This window comes from Streptomyces sp. NPDC005492, from assembly GCF_040605995.1.
Taxonomy (GTDB): Bacteria; Actinomycetota; Actinomycetes; order Streptomycetales; family Streptomycetaceae; genus Streptomyces.
This window is the reverse complement of the sequence record NZ_JBEXDX010000003.1, coordinates 176,326-199,610: the sequence shown is the minus strand read 5'-3', so window position 1 is coordinate 199,610 and position 23,285 is coordinate 176,326. Positions and strand designations below refer to the sequence as shown.

At 71.1% G+C, this 23,285-nt stretch carries 23 protein-coding genes; 14 read left to right on the top strand and 9 right to left on the bottom strand.

The window, feature by feature from the left end; all coding sequences use genetic code 11:
• Positions 1 to 112: 112 nt before the first annotated feature.
• On the bottom strand, positions 113 to 1,081 hold the full coding sequence (locus ABZT04_RS06010) for a DeoR/GlpR family DNA-binding transcription regulator (RefSeq protein WP_356053417.1): 969 nt from the start codon (positions 1,079 to 1,081) through the stop codon (positions 113 to 115).
• Between the two features lie 175 nt (positions 1,082 to 1,256).
• Entirely contained in the window at positions 1,257 to 2,705 is a 1,449-nt protein-coding gene (locus ABZT04_RS06005) for an NAD(P)H-quinone dehydrogenase (protein WP_356053415.1), read from the bottom strand.
• Positions 2,706 to 2,822: 117 nt separating this feature from the next.
• Here ABZT04_RS06005 and ABZT04_RS06000 point away from each other — a divergent pair, with 117 nt between their 5' ends.
• The 3 genes from ABZT04_RS06000 (at position 2,823) to ABZT04_RS05990 (ending at position 5,888) form a co-directional block, all read left to right on the top strand.
• Positions 2,823 to 3,260 (top strand): gamma-glutamylcyclotransferase, encoded by a 438-nt coding sequence (locus ABZT04_RS06000; protein WP_355903230.1) that lies wholly within the window; start codon positions 2,823 to 2,825, stop codon positions 3,258 to 3,260.
• Positions 3,261 to 3,377: 117 nt separating this feature from the next.
• A complete protein-coding gene (locus tag ABZT04_RS05995) occupies positions 3,378 to 4,202 on the top strand; it encodes a purine-nucleoside phosphorylase (RefSeq protein ID WP_355903227.1) in 825 nt (274 codons plus the stop codon).
• Positions 4,203 to 4,253: 51 nt separating this feature from the next.
• Positions 4,254 to 5,888 carry a phospho-sugar mutase gene (locus ABZT04_RS05990; protein ID WP_356053413.1) on the top strand — a complete coding sequence of 545 codons (1,635 nt, stop codon included), beginning with the start codon at positions 4,254 to 4,256 and terminating at the stop codon, positions 5,886 to 5,888.
• A gap of 147 nt (positions 5,889 to 6,035) precedes the next feature.
• On the opposite strand, the gene ABZT04_RS05985 is transcribed toward ABZT04_RS05990, so the two are convergent.
• Positions 6,036 to 7,682: a hypothetical protein gene (locus ABZT04_RS05985; protein WP_356053411.1), complete on the bottom strand. Its 1,647-nt coding sequence runs from the start codon at positions 7,680 to 7,682 to the stop codon at positions 6,036 to 6,038.
• A gap of 153 nt (positions 7,683 to 7,835) precedes the next feature.
• Entirely contained in the window at positions 7,836 to 8,504 is a 669-nt protein-coding gene (locus tag ABZT04_RS05980) for a PH domain-containing protein (RefSeq protein ID WP_356053409.1), read from the bottom strand.
• 115 nt (positions 8,505 to 8,619) lie between these two features.
• Here ABZT04_RS05980 and deoC point away from each other — a divergent pair, with 115 nt between their 5' ends.
• The 3 genes from deoC to ABZT04_RS05965 are packed head-to-tail and all read left to right on the top strand — an operon-like array spanning position 8,620 to position 11,940.
• On the top strand, positions 8,620 to 9,576 hold the full coding sequence (gene deoC, locus ABZT04_RS05975; protein WP_356053838.1) for a deoxyribose-phosphate aldolase: 957 nt from the start codon (positions 8,620 to 8,622) through the stop codon (positions 9,574 to 9,576).
• 3 nt (positions 9,577 to 9,579) lie between these two features.
• Complete coding sequence (locus ABZT04_RS05970; protein ID WP_356053836.1) at positions 9,580 to 11,037, top strand: aldehyde dehydrogenase family protein; 1,458 nt, start codon at positions 9,580 to 9,582, stop codon at positions 11,035 to 11,037.
• A complete protein-coding gene (locus ABZT04_RS05965; RefSeq protein WP_356053407.1) occupies positions 11,038 to 11,940 on the top strand; it encodes an aldehyde dehydrogenase family protein in 903 nt (300 codons plus the stop codon). It abuts the gene before it with no gap.
• A 73-nt stretch (positions 11,941 to 12,013) separates the two neighbouring features.
• Here the strand turns inward: ABZT04_RS05965 and ABZT04_RS05960 are convergent, their stop codons facing one another.
• Entirely contained in the window at positions 12,014 to 12,418 is a 405-nt protein-coding gene (locus tag ABZT04_RS05960) for a hypothetical protein (protein ID WP_356053405.1), read from the bottom strand.
• Between the two features lie 127 nt (positions 12,419 to 12,545).
• Here ABZT04_RS05960 and ABZT04_RS05955 point away from each other — a divergent pair, with 127 nt between their 5' ends.
• The gene (locus ABZT04_RS05955) at positions 12,546 to 13,193 is read left to right on the top strand and encodes a uridine kinase (RefSeq protein WP_356053403.1); all 648 of its coding nucleotides are present in this window, start codon (positions 12,546 to 12,548) and stop codon (positions 13,191 to 13,193) included.
• A 148-nt stretch (positions 13,194 to 13,341) separates the two neighbouring features.
• On the opposite strand, the gene ABZT04_RS05950 is transcribed toward ABZT04_RS05955, so the two are convergent.
• Positions 13,342 to 14,079, bottom strand: coding sequence for a SigE family RNA polymerase sigma factor (locus ABZT04_RS05950; protein WP_356053401.1), 738 nt, complete (start codon positions 14,077 to 14,079; stop codon positions 13,342 to 13,344).
• Positions 14,080 to 14,334: 255 nt separating this feature from the next.
• On the opposite strand from ABZT04_RS05950, the gene afsQ1 reads away from it, so the two are divergent.
• The 5 genes from afsQ1 to ABZT04_RS05925 all read left to right on the top strand — a co-directional run bounded on the left by afsQ1 (position 14,335) and on the right by ABZT04_RS05925 (position 18,292).
• Positions 14,335 to 15,012 carry a two-component system response regulator AfsQ1 gene (gene afsQ1, locus ABZT04_RS05945; RefSeq protein WP_355903678.1) on the top strand — a complete coding sequence of 226 codons (678 nt, stop codon included), beginning with the start codon at positions 14,335 to 14,337 and terminating at the stop codon, positions 15,010 to 15,012.
• Between the two features lie 17 nt (positions 15,013 to 15,029).
• Complete coding sequence (locus ABZT04_RS05940) at positions 15,030 to 16,586, top strand: HAMP domain-containing sensor histidine kinase (protein ID WP_356053834.1); 1,557 nt, start codon at positions 15,030 to 15,032, stop codon at positions 16,584 to 16,586.
• Complete coding sequence (locus ABZT04_RS05935) at positions 16,583 to 17,185, top strand: hypothetical protein (RefSeq protein WP_356053399.1); 603 nt, start codon at positions 16,583 to 16,585, stop codon at positions 17,183 to 17,185. Before ABZT04_RS05940 ends, ABZT04_RS05935 begins: the two co-directional genes overlap by 4 nt.
• A 101-nt stretch (positions 17,186 to 17,286) precedes the next feature.
• Entirely contained in the window at positions 17,287 to 17,838 is a 552-nt protein-coding gene (locus ABZT04_RS05930) for a VanZ family protein (RefSeq protein WP_356053397.1), read from the top strand.
• 250 nt (positions 17,839 to 18,088) lie between these two features.
• A complete protein-coding gene (locus ABZT04_RS05925) occupies positions 18,089 to 18,292 on the top strand; it encodes a PspC domain-containing protein (RefSeq protein WP_019055767.1) in 204 nt (67 codons plus the stop codon).
• A gap of 82 nt (positions 18,293 to 18,374) precedes the next feature.
• On the opposite strand, the gene ABZT04_RS05920 is transcribed toward ABZT04_RS05925, so the two are convergent.
• Positions 18,375 to 18,734 (bottom strand): ATP-binding protein, encoded by a 360-nt coding sequence (locus ABZT04_RS05920; protein WP_356053395.1) that lies wholly within the window; start codon positions 18,732 to 18,734, stop codon positions 18,375 to 18,377.
• Positions 18,735 to 18,874: 140 nt separating this feature from the next.
• Positions 18,875 to 20,032 (bottom strand): adenosine deaminase, encoded by a 1,158-nt coding sequence (locus ABZT04_RS05915; RefSeq protein ID WP_356053393.1) that lies wholly within the window; start codon positions 20,030 to 20,032, stop codon positions 18,875 to 18,877.
• A 113-nt stretch (positions 20,033 to 20,145) separates the two neighbouring features.
• Between ABZT04_RS05915 and ABZT04_RS05910 the strand changes: the two genes are divergently transcribed.
• Positions 20,146 to 20,907, top strand: coding sequence for a prolyl oligopeptidase family serine peptidase (locus ABZT04_RS05910; protein ID WP_356053390.1), 762 nt, complete (start codon positions 20,146 to 20,148; stop codon positions 20,905 to 20,907).
• 15 nt (positions 20,908 to 20,922) lie between these two features.
• Here ABZT04_RS05910 and ABZT04_RS05905 read toward each other — a convergent pair whose 3' ends face one another.
• Positions 20,923 to 21,876 (bottom strand): LysR substrate-binding domain-containing protein, encoded by a 954-nt coding sequence (locus tag ABZT04_RS05905; RefSeq protein WP_356053388.1) that lies wholly within the window; start codon positions 21,874 to 21,876, stop codon positions 20,923 to 20,925.
• Positions 21,877 to 21,939: 63 nt separating this feature from the next.
• On the opposite strand from ABZT04_RS05905, the gene ABZT04_RS05900 reads away from it, so the two are divergent.
• On the top strand, positions 21,940 to 23,226 hold the full coding sequence (locus ABZT04_RS05900; RefSeq protein WP_356053386.1) for an MFS transporter: 1,287 nt from the start codon (positions 21,940 to 21,942) through the stop codon (positions 23,224 to 23,226).
• Positions 23,227 to 23,285 lie beyond the last annotated feature (59 nt).

Genomic DNA, 23,285 nt, shown 5'->3' with positions numbered 1-23,285 from the left:
CACGCCCTTGGCGGCGCTGCCCCCTCCGCGTGCCTATTGGTTCATCGGTCCTGTTGCGGTCCTGGTGCGGTCCTATTGCGGTCCTATTGCGGTCTGTTGCGGTCCTCTTGGGTCAACGCCTGCGGAGGTCCGCCACCCTCGCCGCTCGTTCCGCGCGCTCCGGCGACTCACCGCCAAGCACGCCGGCCGCTCGCAACCCCGGGCCCCCGCCCGGCACTTGACCCCGTCGCGGAGCCGGGAGGGGTACGTCCCGGCGGCGTTGCTCCCGCGCCGGGGCCTGATCACCCCCCTGGCTTCCCGACGCGCCGGCCACGGCGATCTGCACCCCCTGGTCGGCGAGGGCCTGCAGCTCGGTGGCCGCGCGATCGTCGTGGCCCGGGGGCTCGTCGGTGACGAGGCGGGTGATCACATCCGTGGGCACGGTCTGGAACATGGTGTCCGTACCGAGCTTGGTGTGGTCGGCGAGGACGACGACCTCGGCGGCCGCCTGGACGAGAGCCCGGTCGACGGAGGCCGAGAGCATGTTGGACGTGGACAGCCCGCGCTCGGCGGTCAGTCCGCTACCGGAGAGGAAGGCCCGGGTCACCCGCAGCCCCTGGAGGGACTGCTCGGCCCCGCTGCCCACCAGCGCGTAGTTCGAACCGCGCAGGGTGCCGCCGGTCATCACCACCTCCACGCGGTTGGCATGGGCCAACGCCTGTGCCACCAGAAGGGAGTTGGTGACGACGGTCAGGCCGGGGACCCGGGCGAGTCGGCGCGCGAGTTCCTGGGTGGTGGTACCCGCCCCCACCACGATGGCTTCGCCCTCTTCGACGAAGCTCGCGGCGAGATCGGCGATGGCCGTCTTCTCGGCGGTCGCGAGATGCGATTTCTGCGGAAAGCCGGACTCCCGCGTGAACCCGCCCGGCAATACCGCACCGCCGTGCCGGCGGTCGAGGAGTCCTTCTGCCTCCAGTGCGCGCACGTCCCGCCGTACGGTCACTTCGGAGGTCTGGACGACGCGGGCGAGCTCACGGAGCGATACGGCCCCATTCGCTCGCACCATTTCGAGGATCAATTGGCGACGTTCTGCAGCGAACACGAAACTGACAGTAACCCCAACGACCGTCTGCTTTCAGCAGTTTGCGGTGAATAGCAGAAGTTGTTCGCACAGCAGGGCGAGAAGTGGTATAGGGCTTAGTCCCGCCGCCTATGCCGCACGAATGGGCGGCGACTCCCCGTGACCAGCGGGGAGCCGGTCCGATGCCGGTCCGACGTCAGACTTCGCCCGTCGCCTTGCGGGTGTGGAGCTGTCGGGCCACTTCGGCGATCGAGCCGGAGAGGGACGGGTACACGGTGAAGGCGTTCGCGATCTGTTCGACCGTCAGATTGTTGTCGACGGCGATCGAGATGGGGTGGATCAGTTCCGAGGCGCGGGGCGCCACGACCACACCGCCGACGATGATGCCGGTGCCCGGGCGGCAGAAGATCTTGACGAAGCCGTCCCGGATGCCCTGCATCTTGGCGCGCGGGTTGCGGAGGAGGGGGAGCTTGACGACCCTCGCGTCGATCTTGCCGCTGTCCACGTCGGACTGGCTGTAGCCGACGGTCGCGATCTCGGGGTCGGTGAAGACGTTCGAGGAGACGGTCTTCAGGTTGAGCGGGGCCACCGCGTCGCCGAGGAAGTGGTACATGGCGATACGGCCCTGCATCGCGGCCACCGAGGCGAGCGCGAAGACGCCGGTGACGTCGCCGGCCGCGTACACGCCGGGGGCGGTCGTACGCGAGACCTTGTCGGTCCAGATGTGGCCCGAGTCGCGCAGCCTGACGCCCGCCTCCTCCAGGCCCATGCCTTCGGAGTTCGGGATGGCGCCGACGGCCATGAGGCAGTGGGAGCCGGTGATGACACGGCCGTCGGCGAGGGTGACCTCGACCTTGTCGCCGACCCGCTTGGCGGACTGGGCGCGGGAGCGGGCCATGACGTTCATGCCGCGGCGCCGGAAGACGTCTTCGAGTACGGCGGCGGCGTCGGGGTCCTCGCCGGGCAGGACCCGGTCGCGGGAGGAGACGAGCGTGACCTTCGACCCGAGGGCCTGGTAGGCACCGGCGAACTCGGCACCGGTGACACCCGACCCGACCACGATCAGCTCTTCGGGGAGCTCGGTGAGGTCGTAGACCTGGGTCCAGTTGAGGATGCGCTCGCCGTCGGGCCGGGCGTCGTCCAGCTCGCGCGGGTGACCGCCGGTGGCGATGAGAACGGCGTCCGCGACGAGCGTCTCCTCGCTGCCGTCGGCGGCCTTCACGACGACCTTCCGCGACCCGTCGAGGGCCTGCATGCCCTCCAGCCGCCCCCGCCCCCGCATGACCCGGGCGCCGGCCCGCGTCACCGAGGCGGTGATGTCGTGCGACTGGGCGAGCGCGAGGCGCTTGACACGCCGGTTGACCTTGCCGAGGTCGACGCCGACGACCCGGGCGGCCTGCTCCAGCGGTGGAGTGTCATCGGCGACGATGATCCCCAGCTCCTCGTACGACGAGTCGAAGGTGGTCATCACCTCGGCCGTAGCGATAAGGGTCTTCGACGGCACGCAGTCGGTCAGCACCGACGCCCCGCCCAGACCGTCGCAGTCGACGACGGTCACCTCCGCGCCGAGCTGCGCGGCCACCAGCGCCGCTTCATAGCCGCCGGGTCCGCCACCGATGATCACGATCCGAGTCACGTACCCCATTGTCCCGCACGCTTCAAGGTGCTTCCGCCCGGGGCGACGGAAGGGGCCTCCGGCGGCGATCTCCGGGTGCGCCCGGTACCGGAGTGACACGTGGGTTCGCTGCCGTACTCTCGGAGCATGTCGCTCTACGCCGCGTACGCCGGCAATCTCGACGCGCGGCTGATGACCCGCCGCGCCCCGCACTCGCCGTTGCGCGCCACGGGGTGGCTGAACGGGTGGCGGCTGACCTTCGGTGGTGAGCACATGGGCTGGGAGGGCGCGCTCGCGACGATCGTGGAGGCGCCGCGCTCCCAGGTGTTCGTCGCGCTGTACGAGATCGCCCCGCCCGACGAGGAGTCCATGGACCGCTGGGAGGGCGTCGGCCTCGACGTCTACCGCCGGATGCGGGTCCGGGTGCACACCCTGGACGGCGAGGAACCCGCCTGGGTGTACGTCCTCAACGGGTATGAGGGCGGCCTGCCCTCGGCGCGGTATCTCGGCGAGCTCGCCGACGCCGCCGAGTCGGCCGGGGCACCCCACGACTATGTGATGGAGCTGCGGAAGCGGCCCTGCTGAGAGCTTCCACCACACCACGCCCGGCGCAGGCCTCGTTGGAAACGACAAGACAACGATCGCAATCCCGTGAGCTCTGTCATCTACGCGCGTAGGCCCGGACCGGCTACGCTCATCCGCGTGAACGCATCTCTTCTTCCGGACGACATCCAGGGCGACCCCCATGCCGCCGCTGACGCCGCCGCCACGCGCCTGCGCGAACTGACGGGCGCCGAGACCCACGACGTCGCCCTTGTGATGGGCTCCGGCTGGGGACCGGCCGTGGACGCCCTCGGCGTCCCCGAGGCCGACTTCCCCGTCACCGAGCTGCCCGGCTTCCCGCCGCCGGCCGTGGAGGGCCACGGCGGCAGGATCCGCTCGTACGGGATCGGGGACAAGCGCGCGCTGGTCTTCCTCGGCCGTACCCACTACTACGAGGGCCGCGGTGTCGCCGCCGTCGCGCACGGCGTCCGTACCGCCGTCGCGGCCGGCTGCAAGACCGTCGTGCTGACCAACGGCTGCGGCGGGCTCCGCGAGGGCATGCGCCCCGGTCAGCCGGTGCTGATCAGCGACCACATCAACCTCACCGCGACCTCCCCGATCGTCGGCGCGAACTTCGTCGACCTGACGGACCTGTACTCGCCGCGCCTGCGCGCCCTCTGCAAGGAGATCGACCCGGCGCTGGAGGAGGGTGTCTACGCCCAGTTCCCCGGCCCGCACTACGAGACTCCCGCCGAGATCCGCATGGCCCGGGTGATCGGGGCCGACCTGGTGGGCATGTCCACGGTGCTGGAAGCGATCGCGGCGCGTGAGGCGGGAGCGGAGGTGCTGGGGATCTCCCTGGTGACGAATCTCGCGGCCGGGATGACGGGGGAACCGTTGAACCACGAGGAGGTTCTCCAGGCCGGGCGGGATTCCGCCACGCAGATGGGGTCGCTGCTGGCTCAGGTGCTGGGCCGCCTGTAAGGCTCCACCTCACCCCCGAAACGCAAGGACAACAGGAGAGGTTGACCGGACGTGCACGACGACGATCTCATCGCGCGGGCCAGGACCTGGCTCGCCGAGGACCCCGACGCCGACACCCGTGAGGAGCTGGGGAAGCTCATCGACGGCGGGGACGTCACGGAACTCGCGGAGCGCTTCAGCGGCACCCTCCAGTTCGGCACCGCCGGTCTGCGGGGCGAACTCGGCGCCGGACCCATGCGGATGAACCGCGCGGTCGTCATCCGGGCCGCCGCCGGTCTCGCCGCGTACCTGAAGAAGAACGGCGACACCGGCGGACTCGTCGTCATCGGCTACGACGCCCGGCACAAGTCGGCCGACTTCGCCCGCGACACCGCCGCCGTGATGACCGGCGCGGGCCTCAGGGCGGCCGTACTGCCCCGCCCGCTCCCCACCCCCGTCCTCGCCTTCGCCATACGGCATCTCGGCGCCGTCGCGGGCGTGGAGGTCACCGCCAGCCACAACCCGCCCCGGGACAACGGCTACAAGGTCTACCTCGGCGACGGCTCCCAGATCGTGCCCCCTGCCGACGCGGAGATCGCCGCCGAGATCGACGCCGTCGCCTCCCTGCACGACGTGCCGCGCCCGGACACCGGCTGGGAGATCCTCGACGAGGCTGTCCTGGACGCCTACCTCGCCCGCACGGACGCCGTCCTCGCCGCCGGCTCCCCGCGCACCGCCCGCACCGTCTACACGGCGATGCACGGCGTCGGCAAGGACGTCCTGCTGGCCGCGTTCGCCCGCGCCGGCTTCCCGGAGCCGGTGCTCGTCGCCGAACAGGCCGAGCCCGACCCGGACTTCCCGACCGTCGCGTTCCCCAACCCGGAGGAGCCCGGCGCGATGGACCTCGCCTTCGCCCGGGCCCGCGCCACCGACCCGGACCTGATCATCGCCAACGACCCGGACGCCGATCGCTGCGCCGCCGCCGTAAAGGCGGACGGGGACTGGCGCATGCTGCGCGGCGACGAGGTCGGCTCCCTGCTCGCCGCGCACCTCGTGCGGCGCGGCGCCCGGGGCACCTTCGCCGAGTCGATCGTCTCCTCGTCCCTTCTCGGCCGCATCGCCGAGAAGGCGGGCCTGCCCTACGAGGAGACCCTCACCGGCTTCAAGTGGATCGCCCGTGTGGAGGGGCTTCGCTACGGCTACGAGGAAGCCCTCGGGTACTGCGTCGACCCGGACGGCGTCCGCGACAAGGACGGCATCACGGCGGCCCTGCTGATCACCGAGCTGGCGTCGGAGCTGAAGGAGGAGGGCCGCGATCTCCTCGACCTCCTCGACGATCTCGCCGTAGCACACGGTCTGCACGCCACCGATCAACTCTCCGTGCGCGTCGAGGACTTGACCGTCATCGCGGACGCCATGCGGCGGTTGCGCGAGCGGCCGCCGACGCGGCTCGCGGGCCTGCGGGTGACGAAGGCCGAGGACCTCACCGAGGGCACCGACGCGCTCCCGCCCACGGACGGCCTGCGCTACACGCTCGACGGCGCCCGCGTCATCGTCCGGCCCAGCGGCACCGAGCCCAAACTGAAGTGCTACCTGGAGGTCGTGGTCCCCGTCGCCACGCACGCCGACCTCCCGGCGGCCCGGGCGCGGGCGGCCGACACCCTCGCGACGATCAAGCGGGACCTGTCGGCGGCGGCCGGTATCTGAGCGGAACAGGCCCCGGTTCACCGGGAGTTGGGGCGCACGCGGGGTTCAGTCACGCACCAGGTGGCTGAACCCTGTGCCCGGTCCCACGCAAGACCCGGTCCCACCGGCAGGACAGGCACAGAGAAAGCGCTCGCCCCGCGACCGCGGTCAGGACAGCCACCGGGTGACGAGCAGCGCGATCCAGGCGATACCGAGGACCGCGGCAAACGGCCACAGCGGACGCCCGCGCTCCCGCTCGCCGCTCTCACCCGTGGGGCGCAGGGCGGGATCGTCGATCATCGCGGAGAGTTCGGCGGCGAGGGCGTCGTAGGGGTGGGTCAGTCCGCGCCTGCGTTGCAGCCAGGCCCAGCGGGGCGCCCGGACCTCCCAGGAGTCGCCGCCGCGCCACCGGAGCTTGAGTTCGATCCACTCGTTGCGAACCGAGCGCACATCCTCCCAGGGCACGTGGCGCGGCCGGCGCAGACCGTTCAGCCAGAGCCCGGTGCGGTCGGCGGTGAGGCGCCAGCACAGCTTGACGGGGACGGCGGCGGCTCCCGCCAGGCCGATGAGAAGCAGCAGGGTCCGATCCCAGAGATCGTCGTCGATCCCGGCCAGGAAGAACCAGACAGCCCACTGCACCATCAGGAAGGTCGACAGCCAGTCCACCGGCCCCGCCCGCCAGCGCCGTACCGGCACGGGCGCCAACTCCCGCGCGGCCTCGACCAGTTCCTGGTGCTCCGCGTCCGCCCGCGCCGCCCGCTCCGCCGCCCGCTTCTGCCGGGCGAGCCGCCGCCGCAGGCCGTGCTCGGACACTGGCCGTACGGGCCCGGTCGACCACTCCGTCACCGGCGGCTCGCCGGGCTCAACCGCCGCGCTGAGCAGCAGGATCTCGGCGCCGTCGCAGGGCGTGCCGTAAAGGACGGCCTCCCGCAGGGGAGCGCGGGCACCGGTCGCGGGCGCGTCGAGGAGTTCCTCCAGTTCCGCCGCGTCCGTGTCGTCGTCGCCCTCCCCCTTGTCGTCGGCTACCCCCCTTGTCGCGACCGTGAACAGCGGTCGTAGCGCCGCCGTGTCGTCCGTGGCGTAAACCACGGCGTCCTCGTGGTCGTCCTTGCCGACGAGGACGCGGAGTACGGGCGCGGGTGCCTTGCGCAGCGCGACGGCCCGGCGCCGGCCGAGGGCTCCGGAGAGGATCAGGGTGAGCGCCAGCCCGGCCAGGAACAGGCCCATGGCGACCGCCTCCTGGCGCTCGTCCGCCCACAGGCCGGAGGTGCAGAGCAGGACGACACCGGGGACGGCCAGAACGGCCCCGAGCCGGAGGAGAAGCCCGCCCCGCCGTACCGGACTGTCCGCGTCCGGCAGTGGGGCCGTGACCCCGTCGGCCGCCGCCAGGGCGCTGTGCCGCTGGCGGGCACGCGCGCGTGCCCGTAGTTCGGTGGCCGTCACGGGGGCCAGGACCAACAGGGCGGCGCAGACCAGGACCGGCCACGACAGCCCGGGCCCGCGTACCGCCACCACCACGATCAGGACGGGGGCGGAGAACCGTACGAGCTCGGGGCGCCACAGCCACCAGACGACCTGGAGCGGCAGCAGCGCGATCAGTTCCGGGGGCAGGTCCGTCGTCGTCAGCACAGCGGGGACGACCAACAGGGCGCACCAGACGGCCAGTTCGAGGGTCCACCGCCGAGGCCGGACCGGCACCCACCACGGCACCGCCGCCTCGGCCCACGCGCGCGTGTGCTCCTCGTCCCAGCCCGCGCACCCGTCGGGTATCGCGGCGGACGGCAGCCGTACCGGCTGCTGGATGATCGTGCTCATGACTTCCCAGAGTCTCTGACCACAGGCGTGGTGACACAGGCGTGGTGACACAGGCGTGGTGACGGACCTCGGCTTCGCCCCCGGGACCGACCTCGCGGCCGGGTTCGGGTCGGATCATGACCCAGAAGGCTGTGAGAGCGGCGCGGGCGCCGATCAGCCCGTAGCCAGCAGGATCGCCAGCAACACAGCCCCCGCGACCGCCGGCGCGATCAGCTCGTACGCCCAGCGCACCGTGACCTCGCCCTGCGCCGACTCCGCCTGCTCCCGGTTCTCCAGCAGCTCGCGCAGATCGGTCATGATCTGGTCGGACTCCGGCCGCGTGGACCCGCCCGGCGCGACGCCACCGCCGCCCATACCGCCACCGAACCCGCCGAACCCGCCGAACCCTCCGGACCTGCCGCGCTGCCCGCCCGCCGCCTCCGCCGCGGTCCGCGCCTCGCGCCGCGCCGCCTTCTTGCGGGCGCGCAGCGAGACGGGGACCGCCCAGAGCTGGAACTTGGCGCCGGACTTGGCCACGGCCTCGTTCGAGAACCCGGACCGCAGCGAGGCGATCTCGCCCCACGGCAGCACGACGACCCGGAAGGGGTTACGGACCCGCAGCCGGTCCTGGTTGGCGTACACCGCCGGGCGGAGCGTGAACGCCGAGATCGCCGGTACGACGAGGATCAGACCGGCGAGCGCGAGCCACGGGGTGCGGCCGCTGCCCGACGCGATCGCGTCGATGCCGAGCCAGAGCGCGATGCCCAGCAGCAGGACGCCGCCGATGAGGCCCATCGGGGACCGGTAGACGCGGTCTTTGGACTCGGGCTGCGGGATCGTCATGGTGCCGATTCTGCCTCAGGGGGTCGCCCGGTCACCGCCGGGGACCTGGGAAGCGCGCGGACTGCTCCCCGGGGTGTACAGCCGCTACGCGCGTAGATATGCTCGTCTGGTGACCATGCCCACCACTGCACCCACAGCACCCGCTCTCGGCGACGTCACCGCGTCCGACAGCACGCTGCGCCGCTTCCTCCACGGGCTGCCCGGCGTCGACGCGGTCGGCCTGGAGGCGCGCGCCGCCTCGCTCGGCACCCGTTCCATCAAGACCACCGCGAAGGCGTACGCCATCGACCTCGCCATCTCGATGGTCGACCTGACGACGCTGGAAGGCGCGGACACCCCGGGGAAGGTCCGGGCGCTCGGCGCCAAGGCCGTCCACCCGGACCCGACCGACCGCACGACCCCCGCGACGGCGGCCGTCTGCGTCTATCCCGACATGGTGGCCACCGCCAAGGAGGCCGTCGCCGGTTCCTCCGTGAAGGTCGCCTCCGTCGCCACCGCGTTCCCGGCCGGCCGTGCCGCGCTCGACGTGAAGCTGGCCGACGTGCGTGACGCGGTCGCCGCGGGCGCCGACGAGATCGACATGGTCATCGACCGCGGGGCGTTCCTCGCGGGCAACTACATGAAGGTGTACGACGAGATCGTCGCCGTGAAGGAGGCCTCGGGCGCCGCCCGTCTGAAGGTCATCTTCGAGACCGGTGAGCTGTCGACGTACGACAACATCCGCCGCGCCTCCTGGCTCGGCATGCTGGCCGGCGCGGACTTCATCAAGACGTCGACGGGCAAGGTCGCCGTCAACGCCACGCCCGCGAACACCCTGTTGATGCTGGAGGCGGTGCGCGACTTCCGCGCCCAGACCGGCGTCCAGGTCGGCGTGAAGCCCGCGGGCGGTATCCGCACCTCCAAGGACGCGATCAAGTTCCTGGTCATCGTCAACGAGACGGCGGGCGAGGACTGGCTGGACAACCACTGGTTCCGCTTCGGCGCGTCCTCGCTGCTGAACGACCTGCTGATGCAGCGCCAGAAGCTGGCCACCGGCCGCTACTCCGGCCCCGACTACGTGACGGTGGACTGATCCATCATGGCTACCTTTGACTACGCGCCGGCGCCCGAGTCCCGCTCGGTCGTCGACATCGCGCCCTCCTACGGCCTGTTCATCGACGGCGAGTTCACCGAGGCCGCCGACGGCAAGGTCTTCAAGACCGTCTCCCCCTCCACCGAGGAGGTCCTCTCCGAGATCGCCCAGGCGGGCGAGGCGGACGTCGACCGCGCGGTGAAGGCGGCCCGCAAGGCCTTCGAGAAGTGGTCGGCGCTGCCCGGCTCCGAGCGCGCCAAGTACCTGTTCCGCATCGCCCGGATCATCCAGGAGCGCAGCCGCGAACTGGCGGTCCTGGAGACCCTGGACAACGGCAAGCCGATCAAGGAGACGAGGGACGCCGACCTCCCCCTCGTAGCCGCGCACTTCTTCTACTACGCGGGCTGGGCCGACAAGCTGGACCACGCCGGCTTCGGCGCGAACCCCCGACCTCTCGGTGTAGCGGGCCAGGTCATCCCCTGGAACTTCCCACTGCTGATGCTGGCCTGGAAGATCGCCCCGGCACTGGCGACCGGCAACACTGTCGTCCTGAAGCCGGCCGAGACAACCCCCCTCTCCGCGCTCTTCTTCGCGGACATCTGCCGCCAGGCGGGCCTGCCCAAGGGTGTCGTCAACATCCTTCCCGGATACGGCGATTCGGGCGCCGCGCTCGTCGCGCACCCGGACGTGAACAAGGTCGCCTTCACCGGCTCCACGGCCGTCGGCAAGGAGATCGCGCGCACGGTCGCGGGCACCCGGAAGAAGGTCACCCTCGAACTCGGCGGCAAGGGCGCGAACATCGTCTTCGACGACGCCCCGATCGACCAGGCCGTCGAGGGCATCGTCACCGGCATCTTCTTCAACCAGGGCCAGGTCTGCTGCGCGGGCAGCCGACTGCTCGTACAGGAGTCGATCCAGGACGAGTTGATGGACTCGCTGAAGCGCAGGCTCTCCACCCTCCGCCTCGGCGACCCGCTCGACAAGAACACGGACATCGGCGCGATCAACTCCGCCGAGCAGCTCTCCCGCATCACCTCGCTCGTCGAGCAGGGCGAGGCGGAGGGCGCCGAGCGCTGGTCCCCGGCCTGTGAACTCCCGTCCTCCGGCTACTGGTTCGCCCCGACGCTCTTCACGAACGTCACCCAGGCGCACACCATCGCGCGGGACGAGATCTTCGGCCCGGTCCTCTCCGTCCTCACCTTCCGCACGCCCGAGGAGGCGGTCGCGAAGGCCAACAACAGCCAGTACGGCCTCTCCGCCGGCATCTGGACCGAGAAGGGCTCCCGCATCCTCGCCGTCGCGAGCAAGCTCCGCGCGGGCGTCATCTGGTCCAACACGTTCAACAAGTTCGACCCGACCTCGCCGTTCGGCGGTTACAAGGAGTCGGGCTTCGGCCGCGAGGGCGTTCGCCACGGCCTGGAGGCGTACCTCGCCCCGTCGAGCCCGAAGGGCGAGCGATAAATGAGCACAGTTGATCGCAACAACGAACGTCTCAGCGTCTTCAAGACCTACAAGCTGTACGTCGGCGGGAAGTTCCCGCGTTCCGAGAGCGGCCGGGTGTACGAGGTGACCGACTCAAAGGGCAAGTGGCTTGCGAACGCGCCCCTTTCGTCCCGTAAGGACGCCCGTGACGCCGTAGTGGCGGCCCGCAAGGCGTTCGGCGGCTGGTCCGGGGCGACGGCGTACAACCGGGGCCAGATCCTCTACCGCGTCGCCGAGATGCTGGAGGGCCGCAAGGACCAGTTCGTGCGCGAGGTCGCGGACGCGGAAGGCCTGTCGAAGTCGAAGGCGGCCGCGGTCGTGGACGCGGCGATCGACCGCTGGGTCTGGTACGCGGGCTGGACCGACAAGATCGCGCAGGTGGTCGGCGGCGGCAACCCGGTGGCGGGGCCGTTCTTCAACCTCTCCTCCCCCGAGCCGACCGGTGTCGTCACCGTCCTGGCGCCCCAGGAGTCGTCGTTCCTGGGCCTGGTCTCGGTCGTCGCCCCGGTGATCGCGACCGGCAACACGGCGATCGTGGTCGCGAGCGAGAAGTCCCCGCTCCCCGCACTGTCGTTGGGCGAGGTGCTGGCCACCTCCGACCTGCCGGGCGGTGTCGTCAACGTGCTGTCCGGAAAGACAGCGGAGATCGCGGCTCCCCTCGCCGCGCACCAGGACGTCAACGCGATCGACCTCGCGGGCGCGGACGACGTCCTCGCGAAGGAGCTGGAGATCGCGGCGGCGGACAACCTGAAGCGCGTTCTTCGTCCACAGGCTGTGGATTACGCGGAGACTCCGGGGACCGAGCGCCTGACGGCCTTCCTGGAGACGAAGACGGTCTGGCATCCGACGGGTTCGCTGGGGGCGTCGGGCTCGTCGTACTGACGGCCGCCGAGACCGGAGAGCCGCGCTTTCCCCCCGTCCGGGGAAGGCGCGGCTCTCTGCCGTGTTCGCGTGCTCAGTGGTTCAGAAGTCCCGTCACCTGCCCGAGCACCGGAATGCTCCCGATCGACTGCGCCTCCGCCACCGGGCCGGTCAGCGCCCGGGAGGCCAGCGGCTGGAAGTCGGCGAGCTGCGTGGCGACGCCGTTGTCGAGGGGGTCGACGCCGGTGCCGGCGAGGGGGTTGGGCTTGAGGCCGGTGATCGGGCCGGTGACGTAGCCGACGATGCCGGTGGTGGCCTGGAGGCCGGCCTGGGGGTCGATGTTGCCGAGCGAGGTGGGGCGCGTCCGCATCACGTCCACCACCGGGTCGGTGTCCGCGGCGGCCGTCGCCGCGCCCGCGCCCAGGGCGACTCCGGCCGTCGCGAGGGCGACCAGGGCGCGCTGGGCGGTCGGGTGCTGGGGGGACGTGTGTCGTGCCATTGCTGGTGCCACCTTCTGGTGCGCAGGGTAATCAGGTCAGCACGAAGGGTAGTTGACGTGTGATGCGCGTTCCAATGCCGACCCGCGGGGTCGGCAGTACGTACGGAATACGTCAAACTGGTGTCCCGTGAGCATCCTTTCCCCGTCACCGGCCCGTGTCGTGCTGCTGTGCGGCCCCTCGGGTTCCGGCAAGTCCCTCGTCTCGGCCCGCTCCGGTCTGCCCGTGCTGCGGCTCGACGACTTCTACAAGGAGGGCGACGACCCCACGCTGCCGCTGGTGGCGGGGAGTTCGGACATCGACTGGGACCACCCCGACTCCTGGGACGCGGACGTGGCGGTCACCGCGATCGTCGAGCTGTGCCGCACGGGTCGTACGGACGTGCCGGTCTACGACATCTCGCTGAGTGCCCGTACGGGCACGGAGGCGGTCGACGTCGGGCGGACCCCGCTGTTCATCGCGGAGGGCATCTTCGCCGCCGAGGTCATCACCCGCTGCCAGGAGTTGGGCGTCCTCGCGGACGCGCTCTGCCTGAACCGGGGTCCGGTGCGCACCTTCCGGCGCCGGTTCCTGCGGGATCTGCGGGAGGGCCGCAAGTCCGTGCCGTTCCTGCTGCGGCGCGGCTGGCGGCTGATGCGGCTGGAGCGCTCGATCGTGGCCCGGCAGACCGGGCTCGGCGCGTACGCCTGCGACAAGGACGAGGCGCTGGGCCGGCTCGCCGCGGCGGCGGTCGGACGGCGCCCGGCCCGCACGACTCCGGCGCCTTCCCCTTCGTAGAACGAAAAAAGCGGGACTGGACGGACCCCCCGGCCCTCCAGTCCCGCTTCCCCCGTTCCCCCGTGGTACTTCCCCCGTGTTCCCCCCGTGGCCCCGTCGGCACCCCCCGGTACCGATCCCCCGTGGCCCCTTGTGCTCCCCCCTACCCTCAGGCGACAAGCTCCCCGAAGGCGTCCTCCTCGTCACGGCCGAAGCTGAGGGCCTCGTCCTCGCGCATCCGGCGGAGCGACCGCCAGATGCTGGACTTCACCGTGCCGACACTGATGTCGAGGATCTCCGCGATCTCCGGGTCCGTGCGGCCCTCGTAGTAACGGAGGACCAGCATGGTGCGCTGGAGTTCGGGCAGCCGGGCCAGCGCCTGCCACAGGACCGCGCGCAGTTCGGTGCCGCGCATCGCGTCCGTGTCGCCGGGCGTCTCCGGCAGTTCCTCGGTCGGGTACTCGTTCAGCTTGCGGCGGCGCCACGCGCTGATGTGCAGGTTCGTCATGGTGCGGCGGAGGTAGCCCCCGACCGCGGCCTTGTCGCTGATCCGGTCCCATGCCTTGTACGTCGAGAACAGCGCGCTCTGCAGCAGGTCCTCGGCCTCGAAGCGGTCGCCGGTCAGGTGGTACGCGGTGGCGTACAGGGAGGCGCGGCGCTCCTGGACGTAGGCGGTGAACTCCGCCTCCGACAGCGAACGACGCTCCCCCGTCTCCTCCCTGTACGCACTCCCCCCGTGCGCCTCCCCCGTGTGCGCGTCAACCACCGTCATGTAACCGGTGTGCTGACGCCCGGTGCCGCGAGCGCACCCCCGCCCGCTCACGGCACCGGACTTCTCCGAACCCCGGGTGACGTCGTGCAGACGCGTGATGACTGCGTTGTTGCTGGTGCTGTGCAGCGTGTTCATCTCGCGCCCCCCGTAGTGGACTTGCCCGGTGTTCGGATGTTCCGGCGTGGTTCCTTGCCTGTGCCGAGAATCCTGCCCGGGGCACTTCATGGACGTGTCCCCCGACTGTCACAGACCTGTCACAGGGGTGGGTCTCTGCGGCTGCCCTCAGAATCCGGACAGTCCGGTCACAGAGAGCGGCGCTAGGGCATCGTCAGGGGCGCGTACCCGTACAGGTGTCGAAACCCCACCCCACCATGGGCCAGAATGAGCCCCGTGCCTTCCCTGTTGCTGATCGAGGACGACGACGCCATCCGGACGGCCCTGGAGCTCTCGCTGACGCGCCAGGGTCACCGGGTGGCCACCGCTGCCAGCGGCGAGGACGGTCTGAAGCTGTTGCGTGAGCAGCGGCCGGACCTGATCGTGCTGGATGTGATGCTGCCCGGCATCGACGGTTTCGAGGTGTGCCGCCGTATCCGGCGCACGGACCAGTTGCCGATCATTCTGCTGACCGCGCGCAGCGACGACATCGACATCGTGGTCGGACTGGAGTCCGGCGCCGACGACTATGTGGTCAAGCCGATCCAGGGGCGGGTCCTTGACGCCCGGATCCGGGCCGTGCTGCGGCGCGGGGAGCGTGAGTCGACCGACGCGGCGAGCTTCGGCTCGCTCGTCATCGACCGCGCGGCCATGACCGTGACGAAGAACGGCGAGGACCTCCAACTCACGCCCACCGAGCTGCGGTTGCTGCTCGAACTGAGCCGGCGGCCCGGACAGGCCCTGTCCCGGCAGCAGTTGCTGCGGCTGGTGTGGGAGCACGACTACCTCGGTGACTCGCGGCTGGTGGACGCCTGTGTCCAGCGGCTGCGCGCCAAGGTCGAGGACATTCCCTCCTCCCCCACCCTCATCCGTACCGTGCGCGGCGTCGGCTACCGCCTGGACTCGCCTCAGTGACCGACGCACCAGGGGGGATCCGCGGCTGGCGCCCGGGTCGTAGGGGAGTTCTGTGGCGGCTGCGGTTCACCAGCCTGCGCCTCAGGCTGGTCGTCGTCTTCGGACTGGTCGCGCTGACCGCCGCCGTGTCCGCGTCCGGCATCGCCTACTGGCTCAACCGCGAGGCCGTCCTCACCCGCGCCCAGGACGCCGTGCTGCGCGACTTCCAGCAGGAGATGCAGAACCGCGCCGGCGCCCTGCCCGTCCACCCCACCCAGGACGAACTGCTGCGCACCGCGGGTCAGATGGCCAACAGCAGCCAGCGCTTCAGTGTGCTGCTGGTCGCCAAGGACGCGAACGACAAGACGGTCTACGGCAACTCGGGCGGCCTGAACGGCTTCTCGCTGGAGGACGTGCCCAAGTCGCTGCGTACGGCGGTGAACAAGCAGCAGTCGGTGACCGACGGCAACAAGGAGCCGTACCACCTGTACTGGCAGCGGGTCACCGAGCACGGCACGCCGTTCCTGGTGGCCGGGACCCGGATGATCGGCGGCGGTCCGACCGGCTACATGCTCAAGTCCCTTGAGCCCGAGGCAAAGGATCTCAACTCCCTCGCCTGGTCGCTGGGCATCGCCACCGGGCTCGCGCTGATCGGTTCCGCGCTGCTCGCGCAGGCCGCCGCGACGACCGTCCTCAAGCCCGTGCACCGGCTCGGCATCGCCGCGCGCCGGCTCGGCGAGGGCAAGCTCGACACCCGGCTCAGGGTCTCCGGGACCGATGAACTCGCCGAGCTGTCAAGGACGTTCAACCAGACCGCCGAGGCCCTGGAGAAACGGGTCGCCGACATGGCCGCCCGGGACGACGCCTCGCGCCGTTTCGTCGCCGACATGTCCCATGAGCTGCGCACTCCGCTGACCGCCATCACGGCGGTGGTGGAGGTGTTGGAGGAGGAACTCGACGCCGAGACCGGCAGCGTGGACCCGATGATCGAGCCCGCCGTACGGCTTGTCGTCAGCGAGACCAAGCGGCTAGGTGACCTCGTCGAGAACCTGATGGAGGTCACCCGCTTCGACGCGGGCACCGCCCGGCTCGTCCTGGACGACGTCGACCTCGCCGACCAGATCACCGCGTGCATCGACGCCCGTGCCTGGCTGGACGCCGTGGACCTGGACGCCGAGCGGGGCATCCACTCCCGGCTCGATCCGCGCCGCCTCGACGTCATCCTCGCCAACCTCATCGGCAACGCCCTCAAGCACGGCGGCTCGCCGGTGCGGGTGTCGGTGCGCCTTGAGGACGACCAACTCGTCATCGCGGTACGGGATCACGGCCCCGGAATCCCCGAGGACGTCCTGCCGCATGTCTTCGACCGCTTCTACAAGGCGAGCGCCTCCCGGCCCCGCTCCGAGGGCAGCGGCCTCGGCCTCTCCATCGCCCTGGAGAACGCGCACATCCACGGCGGCGGGATCACCGCCGCCAACTCCCCCGAGGGCGGCGCGGTGTTCACCCTGCGGCTGCCCAGGGACGCCTCCGCGCTCATGGAGGAGACCGACAAGGGCGAGGGCGAAGGGGACAGTTCGAAGGGGAACCCCTCATGACGGTACGCCGGTTGATGGCTCTGCCGCTGCTCGGCCTGCTGCTCTCCGGGTGCGGGATCCGGCCCACCGAGGTGCCGACCGACTTCGGGCCCGCGCCCTCCCGAGTGCCCTGCACGCTCACCGAGCCCGATGTCTCGCCGCAGGCCGCACACGGGGTGCCGGTGCAGGTGTTCCTGCTGTGCGGGTCGTCGCTGGTGACCGTCGACCGGGCCGTACAGGTGCCGGACGGCACGGCGGACGTGCAGCGGCGGGTGATCGTGGCGCAGGGGCTGCTGGACCAGCTCGCCGAGTCGCCGTCGGCGGGTGAGAAGGACGCCGGGTACACGACCGACGTGCGGGGCGGGATGACGGTCAGCGGGCCGCGCGCCAAGGACCCCAAGGACGCGCTGCGGCTGAGCAATTCACCGGCCGACCTCACCTCGTACGCGCTCGCCCAGATCGTCTGCACGTTCTCCGACTCGGCCGCGGCCGAGGGCGACGGCTCCGTGATCCTCGGCGGCCCGGACGCCACCTCCCTGCGCCGCTACGCGTGCACGGACGAAGTCCGCTCCGACCCGGGCACCAAGGCACCGCCTTCCAGCGAGGTGACGGGCGGTTAACGCCGCGAGTGAGCCCAGAAAAGAGGGTGTGGCCAAGGCCTCACCCTGGTGCTTGACGGCAACCCGGAACCGATCGTGCCGCGGGCCGCGTCTTGGGGGGCGTGCAGCGTCAAGGCTCCATCGGCGGCAGTGCCGCGATTCGCATCCGTGTGACAGGGGGTGTCCTCCTCGTCGCACACCTCGTGCTCGTCGCCTGGGTCACGCTGCGCCCCAGGGACGTCCCCTGGGTGATGCCCCCCAATCTGCACCCGCTGGCCAGCATCCGGGCCGATCTGGCGATGGGCTGGCCGGAGGCGTCGAAGCGGATCGGTGAGGGCCTCGCGCTGCTGGCCCCGCTGGGCGTCCTGCTCCCGATGGTCAGCGGCAGACTCCATGTCTCCCCGCTCGCGTCCCTCGTCCGTACGGTCGCCGCGGGCGCCCTGATCTCGCTGGGCATCGAGCTGCTCCAGACCGGGGTGCCCGGCCAGGTCGTGGACATCGACTCGCTGCTCATGAACACGGTGGGCGTGGCCCTCGCCCATGCCGCGATCGTCCCCGCCGCCCGCGCCTGGGTCCGCCACAGGGTAGAGGGCCCCCTCCCCCCGGCCGTCCTCCAGGAGCAAGCGACTCAGGGGCGAACCCCGACGATTCCCAGGGTCGGCATCGCACCGTAGAGCGACGCCGGGCCGTCTCCGGCTCCGTACCGTTGAGGGCAGATGGGCAACAGACCAGCCCACCACAACGAACGCCCAGGGCCCACCAAGGGCTCGTGTCCCCACGCGTCGGCCGGGAGAGAGCCGAAGGGGGCGCGCCGGGGTCGGGACGGCGAACGCGCGGAGGCGCGAAGCGTCGAGCACGATCGCCGTCCCGACCCCGGCTGAGGCGCCCCCGTAGGCGAACGACCCAACAAAAAGGAGCGCCACTATGGCCGCCATTGCCCGCCCCACCCAAGGCCGCATGATCGGCGGAGTGTGCGCAGCGCTGGCCCGGCGCTTCGGCACCTCCGCGACCACGATGCGGGTCATCTTCCTGCTGTCGTGCCTGCTGCCCGGCCCGCAGTTCCTGCTCTACATCGCGCTGTGGATCCTGTTCCCGTCCGAGGACAAGGTGCGCACCGAGGCCTGGTGAGACTTAGGGCCTGGCGCGCGTACGCCGATGGGGCGCACCCCTGGACAAGGGGTGCGCCCCATCGGCGCGTTCGGGGGTGAGCTCAGCCCAGCGGGATGCCGTTGACCGGCAGGCCGTGCGTGGGCAGGCCCGTCTGCGACAGCGGCAGGCCGCCCAGCAGTCCGGCGACGGGCGCGGTCGGGCCGTCGGTGAGGAGCTTCTCGGCGGCCGGCTGCACGGCGGACAGACCACCGGCGAGCGCGGGCTGCGCCTGGCTCAGCGCCTCGCCGGCACCCGGGAGCGCCTTGGTGACGTTCTCCGCGGGCAGCGTGTGGGTCACGGTGCCCAGCGCCTCGGTGGTGTCCGGGACCGCCGGAGCCGCGCTCGCGGCACCCGCGCCTACGGCGGCGAAGGCGGCACCGAGGGCGGCGACACCGAGGGTCTTGGCAGCAGACTGCTTCATGGTGAATGCGTCCTTGAATGGGATGACGGGGATGTGAGCGGTCCAAGACCGTAAACACGCGACGGCATCCGCCGCAAACATCGAAATGCGGACGGATTGTGAACGCCCGTCCGCATCCCACGTATCCCCGTCGGCCTCTTTCAGCCCTCTTCGGGCACAGAAGCGCTGGTGGAAGCCGTCTGTCGGAACAGCCACTCGGATTTGAGTTCGGCATATCCGGGCTTGATCACGTCATTGATCATGGCGAGTCGTTCATCGAAAGGAATGAATGCTGACTTCATAGCATTGACGGAGAACCACTGCATGTCGTCGAGCGAATAACCGAACGCCTCGACAAGGTGCTCGAATTCGCTGCTCATGCTGGTGTGCGACATGAGGCGGTTGTCGGTGTTGACCGTCGCCCGGAAGTGCAGCCGGCGCAGCAGCCCGATGGGGTGCTCGGCGTAGGAGTCGGCGGCCCCGGTCTGGAGGTTGGAGCTGGGGCACAGCTCCAACGGGATGCGCTTGTCCCGTACATAGGACGCGAGCCGGCCGAGCTGGACCGAGCCGTCGTCCTGGACCTGGATGTCGTCGATGATGCGCACCCCGTGGCCGAGCCGGTCGGCGCCGCACCACTGGAGGGCCTGCCAGATCGACGGCAGCCCGAAGGCCTCGCCCGCGTGGATGGTGAAGTGGTTGTTCTCGCGCTTCAGATACTCGAAGGCGTCGAGGTGCCGGGTGGGCGGGTAACCGGCCTCGGCGCCCGCGATGTCGAAGCCGACGACGCCCAAGTCGCGGTAGCGGTTGGCGAGTTCGGCGATCTCCAGGGCGCGGGCCGCGTGCCGCATCGCGGTGAGCAGGGCGCCGACGCGGATACGACGGCCGTTCTCCCGCGCCAGCAACTCCCCTTGCCGGAAGCCCTCGTTGACGGCCTCGACGACCTCTTCGAGGCCGAGCCCGCCATCGAGGTGCTGCTCGGGCGCGTACCGCACCTCGGCGTAGACGACACCGTCCTCGGCGAGGTCCTCGGCGCACTCGCGGGCGACCCGGATCAGCGCGTCCCGGGTCTGCATCACGGCGACGGTGTGCGAGAAGGTCTCCAAGTACCGCTCCAGCGAACCGGAGTCGGCGGCCTCGGCGAACCACAGGCCGAGCTTGTCCGGGTCGGTCTCGGGGAGTCCGGTGTACCCGGCGTCGCGGGCGAGTTCGACGATCGTCCCCGGGCGGAGTCCGCCGTCGAGGTGGTCGTGCAGCAGAACCTTCGGCGCCCGGCGGATCTGGTCCGGCGTCGGGGTGTTCGGGGTGTTCTGGCTCGTCATTTCCGCACTCTAACTCCTACGCGCGTAGATCACCTGTTGTACGAATCCGTCGATACGTAACGGTGACCGCGCGGAAGGGTGGCGTACACGCTCACTTCTGACACTGTTCTGTCATGGCACAGCAAGCGACGCCGGTTCGGACGGCCCGGCTGGGGAGGGCGCTCGGCCCCGAACCGACCTCGGTGAGCGGCGTGGTGCTGCTGCTCCCCGGCGGCGAGGAGACCTCCGGCCGTAGGCCCTCCCCCATGATGGCGACGGCCTCCGTACGGACGTTGGGGCGCCGGCTGGCCCGCGCGGGCGCGACCGACGGGCTCGCCGCGCATGTCGTCCACTACCGCTGCCGCGGCTGGAACGGCAGCGAGGCGTATCTCGCGCACGACGCCACCTGGGCGGTGGACGAGGTCGTACGACGCTACGGGGACGTCCCCGTGTGCCTCACCGGGATCGACATGGGCGGGCGCGCCGCACTGCGCGCCGCCGGGCACGAGGCCGTCAACTCCGTGGTGGCGCTGGGCCCTTGGCTGCCCGAGCAGGATGTGGCCGCGCCACCCGAACCGGTGAAACAACTCGCGGGGCGACGAGTGCTGATCGTGCACGGCACGAACGACGAACGGACCGATCCCGAACTGTCGTTCAGGCTGGCGGCGCGGGCGAAGAAGGCGAACCGGGACATCTGCCGGTTCGAAGTGCACTCCGACGGACACGGGTTGCACCAGCACCGGCAGGAAGTGCACGCGCTGACCGAGGACTTCGTGCTGGGGGCGTTGTTCGGGCGGGCGTTCTCGCGGCCGGTGGAGGACGCGTTGCAGGCTCCGCCGCCGCTGGGCCTGCGGATGCCGTTGGCCGCGGGGTTCGGACGGTCGCTCAGGAAGTGAAGTGAAGTAGCGAGGTCAGTCGGGGAGCAGGTTGCCCCTCCTCGACAGCAGGAACTTCTTGAAGGCCGCCACCGGCGGGGTGTCCGGGTGGCCGTCCAGCCAGGCCACGCCGATCTCGCGCACCGCCCTCGGCGCCGTGACCGTCAGTTCCGCAACTCCCGGGCGGGGTACGGCGGGTGGCGGGAGAAGGGCGACTCCTAGCCCCGCCGCCACCAGGCCCCGTAGGGTCTCCGCCTCCTCGCCCTCGAAGGCCACCCGGGGCTTGAAGCCGGCCTCCTTGCAGACGTCGTCGGTGATGCGGCGGAGGCCGTAACCGGGTTCCAGGGTCACGAACGTCTCGTCGGCCGCCTCGGCGAGGCGGACCCTCCTGCGGGTGGCGAGGCGGTGGTCGGCCGGGACGACCAGGCGGAGCTTCTGTTCGTCGAGGCGGCGGGCGACCAGGTCCGGCGCGTCGGGGACCGGCGAGGTCAGGCACAGGTCCAGCTCGCCCGCGCGCAGCCGCTCCAGCATGGCCTCGCCGTAGTTCTGCACGAGGCTGAAGCGGACGCGGGGGTGGTCGGCGCGGAAGGCGCGGATGAGACCGGGGACGGTCTCCGAGCCCAGGGTGTGCAGGAAGCCGAAGGCGACCTTGCCGGTGGCGGGGTCGGCGTCGGCGCGGACCTCGTCGGCGGCCTTCTCGATCTCGGCGAGGGCGCGTTCGACGGAGGTGAGGAAGGTGCGGCCGGCCGGGGTCAGGGAGACGGTCCGGCCTCTGCGGGCGAAGAGGTCGACGCCCAGGTCCTGTTCGAGCCTGACCATGGCCCGGGACAGGGTGGACTGCGGGACCTGCATCTCCTGCGCGGCCCGGGTGACGTGCTCGGTGCGGGCGACCCCGGCGAAGTACGCGAGGCGTGGCGCGAGCAGCGCGACGATGTCTTCTGTGTCACCGGACGGTGACAGGTGGGCCTGTGACCTCTGCTGATGCACCATGGGAACGATTATGACGTTTCCGTGCATTGGACGGATGAACGGGAGTCTCCGTACCTTCGAGGCATGTCTCCCGCCGATACCGGGGCGTCCACGATCGTGGCCGCCTCCACCTCCGTCCCCGCCCCCCTCCCCGCCTCCGACTCACGGCTGACGCCGGGTGGTCCCGGCTACCGCCGGATGAGTTTCGCGCTGTTCCTCGCGGGTGTCGCGACGTTCGCGCTGCTCTACTCCACCCAGGCGCTGCTGCCGCTGATCTCGTCCGGATTCGGTGTGAGCGCGAGCGCGGCGAGCTGGACGGTGGCGGCGGCGACCGGCGGACTCGCGCTGTTCGTCCTGCCGATGAGCGCGCTGTCGGAGCGTTTCGGACGTCGTGCGGTCATGACCGCGTCGCTGGTGGTCGCGGTGAGCCTGGGAGTCCTGGTCCCGTTCGCGCCCTCGCTGGGCGCGCTGGTGGCGCTGCGCTTCCTCCAGGGGGCCGCGCTCGCCGGGCTGCCCGCGTCGGCGACGGCGTATCTGGCGGAGGAGGTCCGGCCGAAGGCGCTGGTCACGGCGATCGGCCTGTTCGTGGCGGGCAACAGCGTCGGCGGGATGAGCGGCCGGGTCATCACCGGCTGGGTCGCGCAGGAGTGGGGCTGGCGGGCCGCCGTGGCGGTGATCGGCGTGATCGCGGTCGGCTGCGCGGTGGCGTTCCGCCTGCTCCTCCCGGCCCCCAAGCACTTCACGCCGGGTTCGCTGCGCCCGCGCGTCCTGGCCCGCACGGTCCGCGACCACCTCGCGAACCCGCTGCTGTGCCGCCTGTACGCGATCGGCGCCCTGTTCATGACGGTCTTCGGCGGCGTCTACACGGTGATCGGCTACCGCCTCACCGAGGCCCCCTTCTCCCTCCCCCAGGGCATCATCGGCTCGATCTTCCTGGTGTACCTGGTCGGCACGGTGTCGGCGTCCACGGCGGGCCGCCTGGTCGGTCGCCTGGGCCGCCGGGGCGCCCTGTACCTGGCGGGCGGCACGACGGCCGCGGGCCTGCTGGTGTCGTTGGCGGACTCCCTCCCCCTGGTCCTGCTCGGCCTGGTCCTGATCACCGCCGGCTTCTTCGCCGGCCACGCGGTCGCCTCCTCGGCGGTCAGCAAGACAGCCACCACCGGCCGCGCCCAGGCCTCCGCCCTCTACCAGTCCGCCTACTACATCGGCTCCAGCACCGGCAGCACGGTCGGCGCGATGGCGTTCCACGCGGGGGGCTGGGCGGGGACGGTCGGGGTGGGTGTACTCGCGGTGCTCGGGGTCGTGACGATCACGGTGTTCGGGTCGCGGGCGGCGCGGGTGGAGCGGCGGGGGTTGGTGGCGGCGGCCTGAGTGGTCGGCCGGTGCCGGCCGGGCTACTTGGCCCGCCCGGCCTCCGGGCGGCCCTCCAC

Bases quoted from the DNA above. Each gene is read 5' to 3' on its own strand.
- ABZT04_RS06005 (WP_356053415.1), bottom strand. From the start codon at position 2,705: ATGGGGTACGTGACTCGGATCGTGATCATCGGTGGCGGACCCGGCGGC.
- ABZT04_RS06000 (WP_355903230.1), top strand. From the start codon at position 2,823: ATGTCGCTCTACGCCGCGTACGCCGGCAATCTCGACGCGCGGCTGATG.
- ABZT04_RS05985 (WP_356053411.1), bottom strand. From the start codon at position 7,682: ATGAGCACGATCATCCAGCAGCCGGTACGGCTGCCGTCCGCCGCGATA.
- ABZT04_RS05980 (WP_356053409.1), bottom strand. From the start codon at position 8,504: ATGACGATCCCGCAGCCCGAGTCCAAAGACCGCGTCTACCGGTCCCCG.
- deoC (WP_356053838.1), top strand. From the start codon at position 8,620: ATGCCCACCACTGCACCCACAGCACCCGCTCTCGGCGACGTCACCGCG.
- ABZT04_RS05965 (WP_356053407.1), top strand. From the start codon at position 11,038: ATGAGCACAGTTGATCGCAACAACGAACGTCTCAGCGTCTTCAAGACC.
- ABZT04_RS05960 (WP_356053405.1), bottom strand. From the start codon at position 12,418: ATGGCACGACACACGTCCCCCCAGCACCCGACCGCCCAGCGCGCCCTG.
- ABZT04_RS05950 (WP_356053401.1), bottom strand. From the start codon at position 14,079: ATGAACACGCTGCACAGCACCAGCAACAACGCAGTCATCACGCGTCTG.
- ABZT04_RS05935 (WP_356053399.1), top strand. From the start codon at position 16,583: ATGACGGTACGCCGGTTGATGGCTCTGCCGCTGCTCGGCCTGCTGCTC.
- ABZT04_RS05925 (WP_019055767.1), top strand. From the start codon at position 18,089: ATGGCCGCCATTGCCCGCCCCACCCAAGGCCGCATGATCGGCGGAGTG.
- ABZT04_RS05920 (WP_356053395.1), bottom strand. From the start codon at position 18,734: ATGAAGCAGTCTGCTGCCAAGACCCTCGGTGTCGCCGCCCTCGGTGCC.
- ABZT04_RS05915 (WP_356053393.1), bottom strand. From the start codon at position 20,032: ATGACGAGCCAGAACACCCCGAACACCCCGACGCCGGACCAGATCCGC.
- ABZT04_RS05910 (WP_356053390.1), top strand. From the start codon at position 20,146: ATGGCACAGCAAGCGACGCCGGTTCGGACGGCCCGGCTGGGGAGGGCG.
- ABZT04_RS05905 (WP_356053388.1), bottom strand. From the start codon at position 21,876: ATGGTGCATCAGCAGAGGTCACAGGCCCACCTGTCACCGTCCGGTGAC.
- ABZT04_RS05900 (WP_356053386.1), top strand. From the start codon at position 21,940: ATGTCTCCCGCCGATACCGGGGCGTCCACGATCGTGGCCGCCTCCACC.